The following is a 14,313-nucleotide window of genomic DNA, read 5'->3' as shown; positions in this document are numbered from 1 at the left end:
TGCATACGCATATAAAGTTGAATCGAGGATGAGAAAATGAGCAAGTCAATCGTGGTCATCTCTGGTGGTCTGGGTAACCCTTCGAGCACTTCACTTTTGGGGCGTCAGATTGGCGAAAGTGTCGCTACTGAACTTGCCGTCGCTGGCATCCAAGCTGATGTGCTTAACGTAGAACTACGTGAGTACGCCCACGAGATTGTAAACAACATGCTCACCGGCTTCGCTCCTCCGGCGCTGCAGAAGATTATCGATGCGGTGGTCGCATCGGATGTATTGGTGTCCGTCACTCCGGTCTTCTCTGCTTCAGTATCGGGACTGTTTAAATCCTTTATCGATATTCTGGATCCGCGGTCATTAGAAGCAAAACCAGTTGTTCTGGCCGCAACCGCCGGTTCGCAGCGTCATCAGCTCGCCGTTGATTACGCCATGCGGCCAATTTTCTCCTACCTGCGTACTCAGGTTATGCCGACCACTGTATTTGCCGCCTCCGAAGACTTTGGCGGCCAAGGGCTTGCCGGAACCCTGTCCGAGCGAACCCGCCGAGCAGCTCGCGAAGTCGTTGTAGCCTTGTCTGCCGATGGGGGAGCCTTGCAGTCAGATAGCGATTTAGGTGATACGCGTTCGATTGCGCCATCGGTCAGCGATACCGCTAATCCCAACGATCCGCTGACAACTCTTCCTTTTGAAGCCTTGCTAGCAAGCGTGCAAGAAAGCAGAAGCTAAAGCATAGATTTGGCATCACTGCGCTAAATATTAGGGGTATGAATGTTAGTACGATGTGCCAGAAGCCTTGAAGCTCGATAGCATTATTCCTTGTGAGCTACATCATCCACGGTGCTCACGCAGGTGTAACTCGAAAGCGAAAGGTGTAGCCGTCGATGCTATCCGAGGAAACTATCACGGCTATTGCCGATGAACTTGTCGAAGCAGGAGCCACTCGCACTCCGGTTCCGCGACTAACTGCGCGCTACCCAGAGATGACGGTGGAAGATTCTTACCGCGTCCAGAACCTCTGGCGTCAGCGCTCGGAAGCCGCCGGACGCAAACTCGTAGGACGCAAGATCGGGTTGACCTCGCGGGCCATGCAGATGGCTACGGGTATTACCGAGCCAGATTACGGGATCATCTTCGATGACATGCTCTACGACTCGGGCGCCAGTTTTAAATGGTCTGACTTTACCGGTGCACGCGTCGAGATGGAACTTGCCTTCAAGCTGAAGAAGGATATTGAGGGCCCGAACGCGAATATTTTCGATGTACTTGAAGCCACCGAATATGTCATTCCAGCCTTAGAAATCCTCGATGCTCGCGTGGAGATGGAAGGGCGTACCATCGTCGACACCATTAGCGACAACGCGGCCATGGGTGCGATGGTCATGGGCGGAAATCCCATGAAGCCTGATGCAATCGACCTGCGTTGGGTCTCGGGCATTCTCTTCAAGAACCAGACGGTGGAAGAAACCGGCGTCGCCGCAGGTGTGCTTAACCACCCGGCCGCCGGCGTGTACTGGCTGGCCAACAAAATCGCGCCACACGGAGACAAACTCAAAGCCGGAGAGATCATCTTGGCCGGTTCATTCACCCGACCTATGTGGGTCAATGAAAATGACACAGTCTTTGCCGACTACGGACCGATGGGAACAGTGACATGTCATTTCGAGTAGAGCCAGACCCATCGCTGAAAGACGCCTTGCGCGGTGCTGATCATGCTTTAACCGGTATCTGGGTCTGCTCTGCCTCAGCACTAAATGCAGAGATCTGTGCGGGTGCCGGCTTTGACTGGCTCTTCATTGATGCCGAGCATTCGCCAAACGATCTGCAAAATGTGCTTGCACAGCTCCAGGCGGTCCGCGGTTACCCTACAATTCCAGTGGTTCGCCCGCCGGTTAATGATCCGGTAGTTATCAAGCAGTTCTTAGATCTTGGCGTGCAGTCACTAATCATCCCGATGGTTAATGACGCGCAGCAAGCCGCAGCGGCGGTAGCGGCCTGCAATTACCCACCATTGGGCGTCCGTGGTGTCGGTTCGGCGTTGGCTCGTTCGGCCCGCTGGAACCGCATACCGGACTACCTCACCCGTGCGGCGGAGACTATCACCGTGATGGTGCAGATCGAATCGGCCGAGGCTGTAAGCAATGTTGCGGATATCGTGGCCACCGAAGGAATCGACGGGATCTTTATCGGCCCGTCAGACCTTGCCGCCTCCATGGGGGTTATTGGACAACAGGGCCACCCAGACGTGGTCGCCGGGGTAATAAAATCGATTCAGGCCGCAAAGTCTGCCGGAAAATACGCAGGCGTTAATGCTTTCGATCAAGCCAGCGCACGCAAGTACATCGAAGCCGGTGCCGACTATGTGGGCGTCGGTGCCGATGTTGCACTGTTGGCCCGAGCTACCGAGGCACTCGCAGCAAGTTTTAAGGGTGAATCACAAAGCTCCGCCCCAGCGAGCTACTGATACCTGCATCGGGGAGGTGATGTGTCACCGTTGCGCGTCGATTCTCAACGGGCGACGCCAATGGTGGCACCATTGAAGATGATGAGCCGCGAAAAGAAACCCATGAAAGCCGTGATGTTGCGTCTACGCAACGGATGGCCAATGCCTCTTGCCCTGCAGGGTGTATTCGAAATTGTACAGTCCATCGTTTTCTGCATGGCACTGTTAACCGTGCCTCTGGTCGCGGTGTATTTCAGCGGTGGATTCCTCGAAAATTCATTTGAGACGATCCTGCAATTTGGTGGGTTGCTGTGGCTTCTCATTCATGGGGTGCCACTTGAAGTGCTAAACCTCGGTCCGGAAGCGGACCCGAGCGCGGTTTCAGGTATATTAACTTTGCTGCCTTTGGGCTTGAGCCTATTGCCCTTCATCTTTTGTTGGCGTGCCGGCCGGCGTATCGCCAGAGCCTCCTACACCGACCAGCTGTGGCAAGGTTTGGCCGGAGCCTTTATCACCTACGGAGCTATCGGCACCGGAGTGGCATTTTTGGCTAGTAATTCTTACGCCAAGGCCAACCTCATATCGGCTACGTTTATCCCTTTGATCATCGCTTTTGTCGGACTGATTTTTGGTGCACGCCGTGAAGCAGGTTCTTGGGGCAGACTGATCGGTGTAGACGTCGCGGCGCATATTTCGCGCATTTCCCCGCACCGCCGATGGGCCGGAACCTATGTATGGCACGTGATCGTGGCAGGGTTCATTGGATATATGGCCGCGGTAGCCATTTCCGGAATTCTCATGAGCATCACCGTAGGCTTGCACTGGGCCGATGTCGCAAATATTTACCAAGAGCTGCGCCCAGGGCCTATCGGATCCTTCGCGCTCACCTTACTGCAGCTCGGACTCATCCCGAACGCCGTGTTCTGGGTACTTTCCTGGATTAGCGGTGGCGGGTTCAGCATTGGAGCTGGCAGTACCCTCTCAACGCTCGAAACGACCGTGGGTCCGCTACCTTCGATGCCGCTATTCGCCGCATTGCCATCGGGCGAGGCAGGAAATCAATGGTTATTCCTGTTGTTGCCGGTGCTCGCGGGAATCGTTGCTGGTTGGTACTTCCTTCGCGTGGGTGAAAACCACCTCGAGGATTGGTTTGCCCGTCGCATCCCCTTCAACATTCTTTCGCTTGGCGTCTCGACACTGTGCTTAGCAGTGTTCACCGGAATCGCTGCAGGTCTGGTGAGTCTAGCCGGTTCGTGGCTGTCCTCGGGTTCTTTAGCCATAGGGAGGCTGACCGAGTTAGGGCCACATATGTGGGTCACGGCCGGTGCCCTAGCATTACAAATCGGACTAGGTACAGCTATTGGCTATCTGGTGGCACCACTGTTCGAAACCGATCCAGTACTGGAAGGCTAACTACTCTTACGCGTAGGCGAAGCATTAACGGATCGGACGTAATGTCAACGAATCACCGTTGGCCCGCGGGAGCTGAAACTCGCCAAGTTGCTGAGAAGTCTGCGAAGTCATCACGAGCAAGACCGCTGAATCCGCGGAGATGATCTCGACCGGAGGGCGTAGCTCGCTGTGATTGTCGGGGACCAGCTCCTTAATAGCTTCCGTAGCGCTCTGCTCGGAAATATCCGGTGGCAGTAAGTAGCTGACAACATCAAAGCTTGATTCACCCCCGGTGACTTCTAACAGAATGCCGTTGTCCAACACGTGCTGAACAGGTGGACAGGTGGACGAAGCAACCTCGGGGTCGACACCTTGTTCCTTGGGAGCTGCGACGGTGAGCAGGCACAGCTCACCGTCTTCGCCCTCCGCCACAAAATGCTCTCCATATCCCGAATTGGCAAGGTGGCGTAGCGAGTCCGCAGTGTAGGTGCCGCTGGCCTCAAATCCTTCGGGAAGTTGATCCTTGTCGGTCGCTTCGTCAACGAGTCGCGGCATGAGCTCGGCCGCGGAAGGTGGAGATTGTGATTCTTCGACTTTAGAATCCTGGCTAGAACACCCGGAAACCATCATGAGGCCGGTGAGTGTTAACGCGAAGACCTTAGCGCTGTGTCGAATCTTCATATTTTTCAGTTCCTTGATCGGTGACGGACTAGGTGCCTAGCTAGAAGTCTAAACACCGAGATTCGCCGAACCAAAATATCGAATGAAATAAATATGACCTAGTAAATCTCTATGCCTTCAAGTCCCACATATGGTGCAATACGTCGTGCCAGGCATATTGGTTTAGGGTTGCGACGGTAAATGCGGCACCATTTGAGCGCAATCCTTGACGGTAATAGGCAGTCGGATCGATTGCCGCCAAATTCTGAATGTAAAGCGACGCAGAAGTTCGCAACCGGGTGGCAGCTGTATAGGTATCCAGCTCGTTGTAGTGACCTTTTTCGGCTGCTTGATCCTGATCCCAATCAGGGAAGGTCGGATCATCTTTGCTCGTCATCAGCTTCAGGCGTGCGGTCATCGTTATTAACATCTCGGCGACATGAACCACATACTCTTGATCACTCCAGCGCGCAGGGTCGGTTCGAACTTTCGCTTGCGGACGGTGTAAAGCAAGTAAATAGCGGTCAACGAACTGGGGTAGTTGCTCAATCACCTGTGCAGGGGAAACCGCACGCACATCATGATGGCATTGGGTGCAGATAGATTCCAGAACGAAGGTCCAGTTCTTCTCATCTGGGATGATCTCGGTCATGACAAGCTCCTATGCTGGTTGCTCTTGAGCACAGTCTAGGCGCAGTGAATTGGCGTGTGTGAGCACTGTTACTTCACCTGCCGTGCGATATGTAAAGTGAGGGCACCGTGAACCGTAGAATAGCTACTATGCGCATTGTTGTACTTGTCTCCGGAACTGGTTCGAATCTTCAGTCGGTTATCGACGCCGTCGCCAGCAAGGAATTAGCTGATGTAGAGATCGCAGCGGTTGGTGCTGACAAGCATGGGACCTACGGTGTCAAGCGTTCCGAAGCTGCCGGCATCGAAACATTTGTGGTTAATTTCAAAGACTACGAAGACCGTGCCGAATGGAACCACGCATTGACTCAAAAATGCCAGTCATACCAGCCTGACTATGTGGTTTCCTCGGGATTCATGCGCATCGTAGGCGAAGAGTTCATTAACGCATTTGACGGTACCTACATCAACACTCATCCGGCATTGCTTCCCTCGTTCCCAGGTGCGCACGGAGTGCGTGACGCGCTTGCGTACGGTGTTAAGGTCACTGGGTGCACGGTACATATTGCCGATGCAGGGGTGGACACCGGCCCGATTCTGCGCCAAGAATCCGTGGCAGTTCTAGATGAAGACACCGAAGAAACCTTGCATGAGCGCATCAAAGTGGTCGAACGCCGCCTGCTCATTGCCACCCTAGGCGACTTGGCTCGGAACAAATAGCTAACCGTAGGTCAACGTAGAATGGATGGCGATATGAGCGAACATTCAGACTTGGCCGAACCGGCTGGCAATGAGCCCCTCTTCACCGACGCCGAATTGATGACGGCGCTGAAAGTCCTGGGGATAGTGCATCGACTTCCCAGTGAAGACGAGCGGCATATTGCTGTGCGCCGTGCCACGAGCAATATGTTCAAGGCAGCCAAGCGTTACCGGAAGTCGCAAAAGCGCGCAGAGATCACCGCGGCAGATCGCGCAGCCATTGAACGCACCGCCACTGGCTCCCCACAACGCCTGGATGACGAGACCCTCGGCCTTGATCTGAGCTCCGGCACCGAAGATCTTACCGCCGGGGAGTACTTACGACCGCGCGGATGCTATATCTGTAAAAGGCGGTACACCACAGTTGACGCCTTCCACCACTACCTGTGTCCCGAGTGCGCGGCTGCAGGCCGGGAACGCCGAGACGCTCGGGCAGACCTCAGTGGTAAACGTGCGCTACTAACCGGCGGACGGGCAAAAATTGGTATGCACATTGCGCTTCGCCTATTACGTGATGGCGCGCATACGACCATCACCACCCGCTTCCCCAGAGACGCCGCCCGACGCTTTGCCGCAGTGGAAGACGCTGCTCACTGGATCCACCGGCTGCGGATCGTCGGCATTGATCTGCGTGACCCCGCCCAGGTGATCTCGCTGGCTGACCGAGTTGCTGGCGAGGGGGCCTTAGACATCTTGATCAACAACGCCGCTCAGACGGTGCGCCGCACCTCGAACTCCTATCAGCACCTGATCGAAGCGGAAGATCAGCAACTACCTGCAGAACTTGAATTTTCCCAGGGTGGCCCTGAAATCTGGGGCGAAGCCAACCCGCCGTCCGAGCACCCCAAGGCGCTAGCCAGCGCTCTGGGACTCGAAGACTCCGCGCTGCTCGCGGCTTCGGAAAACTCCTACTATGACGCGCAAGCGCTCGCCGAGGCTGCGATGACCGCTGGGTCGGCAAGCTTAGAACGCATCAGCGCTGGAACTGCCATCGATGCTGGTGGTTTGGTCCCCGACGTGGTCACCGAAAATTCTTGGACTCAGATCCTTGGAAATGTGGATGCTCTAGAGATGCTCGAAGTGCAGTTGTGCAATGTGACCGCTCCCTTCTTGCTGGCCTCCAGGCTGCGTCCGGCACTAGCGGCTTCGGACGCGCACCGTAAATATATTGTGAATGTCTCCGCTATGGAGGGGCAGTTTTCGCGCCGCTACAAGGGTGCAGGCCACCCGCATACCAACATGGCCAAAGCCTCGCTAAATATGCTCACCCGCACGAGCGCGGAAGAAATGCTGCAGACCGATCGAATTTTGATGTCTGCCGTGGATACCGGGTGGATTACCGATGAGCGGCCTCACGATTCAAAGGTTCGTATGGTGGCCGAAGGGTGGCATGCACCGTTGGATCTGATCGATGGTGCGGCACGTGTTTACCAGCCGATAGTTGATGGCGAACGCGGTATTGATCTGTACGGCTGTTTTCTCAAGGATTACGAACCGTCCCCGTGGTGAGTAAGACCCGACGTAACTGACCAAGAGAGTAGGGTCCCAGCCGGTGGCTGGAACCCTACTCTCTTGGTGATTGAACCTAAAGTTTAAATCGTACGGTTCGTACCTCGAAGGCGCCTAAGGTCAGTTGAACAGCGTCATCTACTACCTTGGTTGTTTCATCTGCCAACGGGTCTTCTAGCAGCGTCACAGTTTTTACAGAGGTGAACTGCGTATTGATCTGCAGGGTTCCGCGCGCTCTGCGTCCGAGTGACTCGTATACGCGCACTACTAAGTCTCCGGACTGGTCCGAAGCTAGCTTCACGCTGGACACCACGAGGCCCGCACCTTCGAGGCGCACCAATGGGTCTACAGACCGAGCTCCGCTAATGACATGCTCTGCGCTATTTAGCAGCGCACCCGCTTCGGTGGCCGAAGCGATATCGGCGCCAATGACCAACCCATAACGGTGAGTCTGAAGGCCCTGGTCAGTATGCGGATCTGGGAACCGTGGAGCGCGCAGTAGCGATAGCCTAAGCGTGGTTGAGATCCCGGCCTCGGTGGAATCACGGGTGACATCAAAACCGTAAATTGAATCGTTGATCAGAGCTGCACCGAAGCCCGTTTCCTGTGCAAGTACAAAACGATGCATGGAGGTCTCGAACTTCGCAGCTTCCCAACTGGTGTTCACATGTGTGACGCGTTGGTGATATCCAAACTGGGTCTCCGCGATGGTGTGCTCTGCACGAATATCCAACGGGAAGGCGACCTTAAGGAATTTCTCCGCCTCATGCCAGTCGGTGCTCTGCGTGATCTGCAGCGTGCGTGATCCAGGGGCCAGCACCAGTTCCTGCACCACCTTGGAGTTTGAGAAGCTTCGCACAATGCTCAACTTCGCGCTTCCATCGGAATCTTGAGAAAGCTGAATCGACTCAATCTCGCGCAGGTCGGTGACCTGATTGCGGTAGTACTTATCTACATCCCAGGCATCCCACATATTCGGGAAGTCCTGATGTAGCTGCAGTAAGTTCGCTTCTTGTCCTTGGGCGATCACATCGCGTCCGGTCGACAAATCTACCGCTGAGGTGACTAACCCTTCGGAGGTCACAAAAATGCGTACGAGCGAATTTTCGAGCAGATATCCGTTGTTCTGCTGGACCGCGTGAACTGCCTCGCCACTGGTCGTTTCGACTACGCCGGCCGCGCCGAAAGGAAGCCCAGAGCGCTCGTAGGGAGCTGAGTTAAAGGTCAGCGTCCTTGAACCGGTACCGGCAAGTGCCTGCTGAGATGCGGCAATCAGCGCCTCAGCTTGTTCGATAACCTGCGCGTAACGCGCTACGACCTCACGGTGCACCCAGGCGATCGAGGTGCCCGGGAGGATGTCATGGAACTGATGTAGCAGAACTGTTTGCCACAGCGAATCGATCTGCTCATAAGGGTACTGAGTGCCTGCATAAATGCTGGCCGTCGCAGCCCACAGTTCCGCTTCAACGAGTAGTTGCTCGGTGCGACGGTTTCCCTGTTTGGTTTGATGCTGACTGGTGAGTGTCGCGCGGTGAAGCTCAAGATAGAGCTCGCCGACCCACACCGGTGGAGACGGCATTTCTTGTTGCGCACGGTCGAAGAAGTCATTTGGATGCTCCCACTTCACCATGGCGCTGCCTTCAAGGTTCGCCAGACGGCGGGCTTTGCCTGTCATTTCGCGTGTGGTTCCGCCACCTCCATCTCCCCAGCCAACTGGTGCGATTGAATTGTTGGTGACGCGGGCTTCGCGGAACTGGCGGGAAGCTTTAGCAACTTCTTCACCGGAGAGCTGGGAATTATAGGTATCCATCGAGGGGAAGTGGCTGAAAATTCGTGAGCCATCAATTCCTTCCCAAAGGAAACTGTGGTGGGGGAACTTGTTCTGTTGGTTCCAAGAAATTTTCTGAGTGAAGAACCATTCAAATCCTGCCCGGCGCATTAGCTGCGGCAACGCCGGAGAATAGCCGAAGGAATCAGGTAACCAGACGCCTGCCGAAGTGATGCCAAATTCGTCACGGAAGAATTTCTGTCCGTAGAGGAACTGTCGTACTAAGGATTCACCCGAGGGCATGACGGTGTCAGATTCCACCCACATTCCACCCAAGGGGAGGAAACGTCCGTCGGCTACTGACTTCTTCACCCGTTCCCAGACCTCGGGGCGGTGCTCTTTGAGCCAAGCGTACTGTTGTGCGCTCGACATGCCGTAGATGAATTCCTCATCGTAATCTAGCAGTTCCACCATGGATGAGCAGGTCCGTGAGACCTTTCGAATGGTTTCGCGCAGTGGCCAGAGCCATGCCGAATCGATATGCGAGTGGCCGATGGCAGAAATCTTATGAGCACTATGTTCTGCCGGTGCTGCCAGTACCTGAACCAGCTGGTCACGCGCGGCCTGCGCGGTCTGCACAATGTGCTGCAAATCCAGCACATCCATCGAGTTATCTAGCGCTTGCAGAATCTGCATGCGGCGCGGCCCCTCAGGCAACTGGGCTTGCAGATCCAGCAAGACTTCAAGGTCAAGCACTAGGTCGTGGACTGTTGGCTCGAAGACAGCCAGGTCCATGCGACGGATGGTGTAGAGCTTGCGCGGAGAAGAGGTGAGGATGTCGCCCTGTTCGGTGGGCAGGAAGGGATGGTAGTCAAGAAGTACCGGGTTAGAAGCTGCTTCTAGGAATAGCTCGAGTTGCTCCCCACCGTCGGCGCTCTCGCTTACCGGCACCCATTGGTTGCGTGGGTTCAACGCTTTGATAGTAACGCCGTCGGGACGATAGATGAGCCCTTCGCATTGAAATCCGCTCATATTGATATCAAATCCGAGATCAATGACGGCTTCCACACGGCGTCCTGCCCAATGTTCAGGAACCTGACCACGTAATTTAAACCACGTAGTACCCCAGGCAGCGCCCCATTGGGTGCCGACCTGAGTTTCTGTGTAATCCAGGGCAATGCCTTCTAACGCCGGGATTGGTTCGCCGGTGAGCTCATGCCATGACACCTCTAAGGGAATTGAATCCGAGTAGACCATAGGGCGGATACGTTCATCGAGCACGCGCTTGACGCGCCCGGTGGTCAAAGAGATGTCATCATGCATGAATGCCTTTCGCGGAAACGACGTTCCTTGAGAAGAATAAGCTTGCTTTCAGACTATCGAATAAGTTGCCGTATTCAGTGTCCACCGCACTCTCACATGCCCGGTTCGAGAAAATCAGGTATCCGTTAAGTAATGATATTTCCTGCTCCGGCAATGAATAAATGTGCCAAGATTAGACGAAACAAGGACATCCACGATTTGACGGTAGACGACTGCATGGAATTAAGACATCCCGCCCCCGTGGCACCCCTGCGCTTAGTCGCGTTGGATATCGGCGGAACTAAAACCCATGCGGTGCGTTACCTAGGAGATCAGGTAGTGGCCGAGGCTCGAACCGGCAGCGCAAATGTGCAAAACGTGAGCGTGGAGCAAGCCCAACAAGCGCTGCGTGAAGCATTCACTGCGCTCGGCGATGAGCCCGTTGATTTGGTAATTGCCGGCTCCGGGGGAATAGATACGGACGCCGATGAACTGGCACTGAGCGGGCTGATCGAACGGTTCGCTCCGAAAGCCGAGGTGCGTATCGTGCACGATACGAGGCTGATCCTTGCCGCAGGTTACGCGCAGACCGGAATTGCGGTGATCCTCGGTACCGGCTCTGCAATTTGGGGTGTGAACTCTTTTGAGCGAACCGCTCGCTACGGCGGTTGGGGATATCTCTTAGGTGATGAAGGCGCAGGCTACTGGTTTGGGCGTGAAGCGGTACGCCATGCTTTGGATGAGTTTAACCGCGGACAGCAGCGTTCTGTGCTGACATCTCTGCTACTAGAGCACTGCGGTTGCGAGCATCGGGAAGAACTCATTGCGCTCTTTCACGGTCAAACCACTCGCGAATACTGGGCGCAATGTGCCTCGGTAGTTTTTGACGCCATCACTGCGGGAGATGCGGCGGCCGAAGAAATTCTTGATCGCGCCGCCACTTACGTCGTGGCAAGCATCAGTGAGGTCGCCAAACAGCTAGAACTCACCGGACCCATTGTGCTTGGCGGGGGAGTGATTGAACACCAGAGGATTTATCAGCAACGTTTACGCGCGGAACTAGGTTCCGCAGGATTCCATGACCTACGATTCTTGGATCAAAGTCCGGTTTATGGGGTGGCGTTCCTGGCCGGATTAGTCGGTAATACCTAAAGGTTCGCTCGGTAGGACGATTGAGGTGCGAGCGATCGTTAACGCACCATCAACTCGGTTGTTCGTCCCGGTATCGTCGCACCAATCCACACCGTAGGGGACAGCAACAACAAAGGCCTCACCGGCCCACGTGTCCTAGGGACAAAGGCAGTCCAAAGATCTCGGCGGTTGCCAGCACAGCTAGTCCAGTTGAAGCCCTCGAGTTTCCGGAGCGAAACGCGCCATCACCAACATGGCCACGATGACCAACACGGTAGCCCCCGCGAAGAGCCACAGCAGTCCAACGATTGGCCACAAGGCAGCAAAAAGTAGTGGGCCAAAACCAGCGGCAAAACGCGACATCGTTGAAGCCCAGCCAAAGCCGCTAGCTCGCAGTTCGGTGGGGTAGAGCTCGGAAACATAGGCATAAAGCACCGGGATAGCAATTTGCACGATGACACCAAAGACGAGAATCCAAGCTACCGCGGTGGCTGGTGCGTCAAGGCTGAGCGCCACTACAACCAGGATCAATCCCGAGAGTGGTGCCGAGATTCCGAGCAACCATTTGCGCCCTACCCGCTCAACCAGCACGGCAGCAACCACCACTCCGAGCAGACCCATGAGCGCCATCACCGCGGTGGCGAAGAAGGAGGCGGACTGCGCCATGCCTGCTTCGGTCAGAATGGTAGGCAGCCACGTCAGTGCAAGGTAGTAGACAAGTAAGACGGTGATGAACAAAAGCCAGCTTGTTGCGGTCAGTTTTGCCGAATAACGCCACAATTCAACAACTTGCTCCCACCAGCGGGTGCCCTTGCCTGGCGGGATGGCTTCGATGGCGTAGTCCCGTGGTGTCGCTCCGGTACGCCGCACCAGATCATCGATGACTTCACGGGCTTCGGCCTCGCGACCCTTTGCGGCGAGGAACAAGGGTGACTCGGGCATTTTCAGCCGAACCAAGAACACCATAAACGCAGGCAGAATCATGACCCCAAGAATGAGTCGCCAGTTCCCAGACGTAGCCATCACCCATCCGGAAACAAAGAAGGACAACGCGGCACCGATAGGCCACCAGCCATCCATTGCGGTCAGTACCCGACCGCGCAGTTTTGCTGGCGTGAACTCCCCGACTAACGCATAATCCACCGGAATGCAGCCGCCTAAGCCAACTCCTGCGAGGAACCGGAAGGCCACAAAAAATCCAAAATTGGGGGAGAGCGCACCGAGCACGGTAAATACCGAGAACATCAGTAAGGTCAGCGAAAAAGCATTCTTGCGTCCGTACTTGTCCGCGATACCGCCCCAAAGGAAGGCGCCAATGGCCATACCCACCAAATTTGAGGTTCCCAGCAACGCTGCGGTGGGTCGATCCAGACCCCATTCGGCGGCCACCAATGGGATCAGGGCGCCGTTGAGGGTCACGTCCCAGGCATCAAACATGAAACCTAGGCCACCGATGATGAAGATGGTGCCCTGGACCTTCCATTTAAAGGGCAGTTCCTGCACAACTTGTGTACCGGAGGGAATGGTGGCAGTTGGCACCTTGAGTAGCCTTTCCTATGGGCCTCACAAAGTGTGGCACGTTCGCCACGAAGCATACCGAAACCTTGAGTCCCATGCACCTCATTATGAACCGTCCCTGATTTGATGCCGCTGTCTTTCGAGAGAAAGATAGAAACCATGCCCAAGAAGTATCCTGCCGAAGTTCGTGACCGCGCCGTAGCGATGGTTGTGGACCGGCTCTCTGAATATCCTTCCGTGTATGCAGCGTGCAAGGCTCTGGCTCCGAAGCTGGATGTCGGTCCCGAATCATTGCGTCGCTGGGTGCTCCAAGCCCAGGTCGACACCGGTGAGAAGGACGGCCCAACCACTACCGAACTCGATGAGCTCAAGGCGTTGCGGGCGGAGAATCGGGATTTGAAGGAAGCCAACGAAATCTTGAAAGCTGCATCGATTTTCTTCGCGAGGGAACTCGACCCTCGCCGCCGCTAATCTGCCGATTCGTTGATGAGCAGCGGGCCGAAGGGCATGCGGTCGAGTCGATCTGCGCCGTCCTGCGTGAGCAGGGCGTGCAGGTCGCCGCACGAACCTACCGGGCCTGGAAAATAAGGATTCCGGCCCTGCGAGCAGTTGAAGATGCCAAGGTCATTGACACGTTACGCAGCCTCAAAGTGTTAGACGCTAAAGGAAGACCGAAGCCAGAAATCCTTTATGGCCGGCGAAAGATGACCGCTTGGCTGCGGCGCAACGGCTTCCCCGAGGTCTCCAAACACACCGTTGACCGACTCATGCGTGACGAGGGCATGAACGGCCTGATTCGTGGACGTAAGACCCGCACCACGATCCCTGGCAAGGACGGCAAACGAGCTGGCGACCTACTGAATCGGAACTTCAGCGCCAGTGCCCCTAACCGTATTTGGGTCACAGATTTCACTTACGTGCCGGTGTATTCCGGGTTCGTCTACGTGGCATTGGTGATCGACCTGTATTCACGGGCCATCGTCGGGTGGGAAACCTCCACGGTGAAAGACACCGCCTTCGTGGAACAGTGCTTGAAGATGGCTTTATGGCGCCGAAAACACACCAAAAGACCAGTTGACAAGGGGCTTCTCCATCATTCGGACGCTGGCTCGCAATATACCTCGATCCGTCACACCGACACCTTAGAAATTGAGGGATTAGTTCCTTCAATCGGAAGCGTCGGGGATTCCCTGTTAACCGGCTAATC

13 protein-coding genes are annotated in these 14,313 nt (G+C 55.5%); 9 read left to right on the top strand and 4 right to left on the bottom strand.

Translation table 11 applies throughout. From position 1 onward, the window contains the following. The first annotated feature begins 36 nt into the window (after positions 1–36). From CIK74_RS00245 to CIK74_RS00230, 4 genes are all read left to right on the top strand, one after another. On the top strand, positions 37–723 hold the full coding sequence (locus CIK74_RS00245; protein WP_096253702.1) for a CE1759 family FMN reductase: 687 nt from the start codon (positions 37–39) through the stop codon (positions 721–723). Positions 724–878: 155 nt separating this feature from the next. Beyond that, complete coding sequence (gene hpaH, locus CIK74_RS00240; protein WP_096253701.1) at positions 879–1,664, top strand: 2-oxo-hept-4-ene-1,7-dioate hydratase; 786 nt, start codon at positions 879–881, stop codon at positions 1,662–1,664. Continuing rightward, positions 1,649–2,458, top strand: coding sequence for an HpcH/HpaI aldolase/citrate lyase family protein (locus CIK74_RS00235; RefSeq protein WP_170947676.1), 810 nt, complete (start codon positions 1,649–1,651; stop codon positions 2,456–2,458). Before hpaH ends, CIK74_RS00235 begins: the two co-directional genes overlap by 16 nt. A 21-nt stretch (positions 2,459–2,479) precedes the next feature. Next, complete coding sequence (locus tag CIK74_RS00230) at positions 2,480–3,850, top strand: DUF6350 family protein (protein ID WP_240520414.1); 1,371 nt, start codon at positions 2,480–2,482, stop codon at positions 3,848–3,850. A gap of 24 nt (positions 3,851–3,874) precedes the next feature. Here CIK74_RS00230 and CIK74_RS00225 read toward each other — a convergent pair whose 3' ends face one another. Together CIK74_RS00225 and CIK74_RS00220 are read right to left on the bottom strand one after the other, a co-directional pair. Then, entirely contained in the window at positions 3,875–4,510 is a 636-nt protein-coding gene (locus tag CIK74_RS00225; protein WP_096253700.1) for a hypothetical protein, read from the bottom strand. 109 nt (positions 4,511–4,619) lie between these two features. Further along, on the bottom strand, positions 4,620–5,141 hold the full coding sequence (locus CIK74_RS00220; protein ID WP_096253699.1) for a methyltransferase type 12: 522 nt from the start codon (positions 5,139–5,141) through the stop codon (positions 4,620–4,622). Between the two features lie 128 nt (positions 5,142–5,269). Here CIK74_RS00220 and purN point away from each other — a divergent pair, with 128 nt between their 5' ends. Together purN and CIK74_RS00210 are read left to right on the top strand one after the other, a co-directional pair. Further along, entirely contained in the window at positions 5,270–5,839 is a 570-nt protein-coding gene (gene purN / locus CIK74_RS00215) for a phosphoribosylglycinamide formyltransferase (RefSeq protein WP_096253698.1), read from the top strand. A gap of 99 nt (positions 5,840–5,938) precedes the next feature. Next, a complete protein-coding gene (locus tag CIK74_RS00210) occupies positions 5,939–7,387 on the top strand; it encodes an SDR family NAD(P)-dependent oxidoreductase (protein WP_240520417.1) in 1,449 nt (482 codons plus the stop codon). A gap of 76 nt (positions 7,388–7,463) precedes the next feature. On the opposite strand, the gene CIK74_RS00205 is transcribed toward CIK74_RS00210, so the two are convergent. Continuing rightward, on the bottom strand, positions 7,464–10,478 hold the full coding sequence (locus CIK74_RS00205; protein WP_096253696.1) for a glycoside hydrolase family 38 C-terminal domain-containing protein: 3,015 nt from the start codon (positions 10,476–10,478) through the stop codon (positions 7,464–7,466). A 216-nt stretch (positions 10,479–10,694) separates the two neighbouring features. Between CIK74_RS00205 and CIK74_RS00200 the strand changes: the two genes are divergently transcribed. Next, positions 10,695–11,609 carry a BadF/BadG/BcrA/BcrD ATPase family protein gene (locus CIK74_RS00200; protein WP_096253695.1) on the top strand — a complete coding sequence of 305 codons (915 nt, stop codon included), beginning with the start codon at positions 10,695–10,697 and terminating at the stop codon, positions 11,607–11,609. A 180-nt stretch (positions 11,610–11,789) separates the two neighbouring features. Here CIK74_RS00200 and CIK74_RS00195 read toward each other — a convergent pair whose 3' ends face one another. After that, the gene (locus CIK74_RS00195) at positions 11,790–13,127 is read right to left on the bottom strand and encodes an MFS transporter (protein ID WP_096253694.1); all 1,338 of its coding nucleotides are present in this window, start codon (positions 13,125–13,127) and stop codon (positions 11,790–11,792) included. Between the two features lie 138 nt (positions 13,128–13,265). Here CIK74_RS00195 and CIK74_RS00190 point away from each other — a divergent pair, with 138 nt between their 5' ends. Next, a complete protein-coding gene (locus tag CIK74_RS00190) occupies positions 13,266–13,577 on the top strand; it encodes a transposase (protein ID WP_170947675.1) in 312 nt (103 codons plus the stop codon). Continuing rightward, the gene (locus tag CIK74_RS00185) at positions 13,535–14,311 is read left to right on the top strand and encodes an IS3 family transposase (RefSeq protein ID WP_141392808.1); all 777 of its coding nucleotides are present in this window, start codon (positions 13,535–13,537) and stop codon (positions 14,309–14,311) included. Before CIK74_RS00190 ends, CIK74_RS00185 begins: the two co-directional genes overlap by 43 nt. Positions 14,312–14,313: the final 2 nt, after the last annotated feature.

The organism is Glutamicibacter sp. BW77 (assembly GCF_002332285.1).
GTDB lineage: Bacteria > Actinomycetota > Actinomycetes > Actinomycetales > Micrococcaceae > Glutamicibacter > Glutamicibacter bergerei.
Note: the sequence above shows the minus strand (reverse complement) of the source record. Positions and strands in the feature narration are given on the sequence as shown.

Bases quoted from the DNA above. Each gene is read 5' to 3' on its own strand.
- CIK74_RS00210 (WP_240520417.1), top strand. From the start codon at position 5,939: ATGACGGCGCTGAAAGTCCTGGGGATAGTGCATCGACTTCCCAGTGAA.
- CIK74_RS00235 (WP_170947676.1), top strand. From the start codon at position 1,649: ATGTCATTTCGAGTAGAGCCAGACCCATCGCTGAAAGACGCCTTGCGC.
- purN (WP_096253698.1), top strand. From the start codon at position 5,270: ATGCGCATTGTTGTACTTGTCTCCGGAACTGGTTCGAATCTTCAGTCG.
- CIK74_RS00225 (WP_096253700.1), bottom strand. From the start codon at position 4,510: ATGAAGATTCGACACAGCGCTAAGGTCTTCGCGTTAACACTCACCGGC.
- CIK74_RS00205 (WP_096253696.1), bottom strand. From the start codon at position 10,478: ATGCATGATGACATCTCTTTGACCACCGGGCGCGTCAAGCGCGTGCTC.
- hpaH (WP_096253701.1), top strand. From the start codon at position 879: ATGCTATCCGAGGAAACTATCACGGCTATTGCCGATGAACTTGTCGAA.
- CIK74_RS00200 (WP_096253695.1), top strand. From the start codon at position 10,695: ATGGAATTAAGACATCCCGCCCCCGTGGCACCCCTGCGCTTAGTCGCG.
- CIK74_RS00220 (WP_096253699.1), bottom strand. From the start codon at position 5,141: ATGACCGAGATCATCCCAGATGAGAAGAACTGGACCTTCGTTCTGGAA.
- CIK74_RS00245 (WP_096253702.1), top strand. From the start codon at position 37: ATGAGCAAGTCAATCGTGGTCATCTCTGGTGGTCTGGGTAACCCTTCG.
- CIK74_RS00190 (WP_170947675.1), top strand. From the start codon at position 13,266: ATGCCCAAGAAGTATCCTGCCGAAGTTCGTGACCGCGCCGTAGCGATG.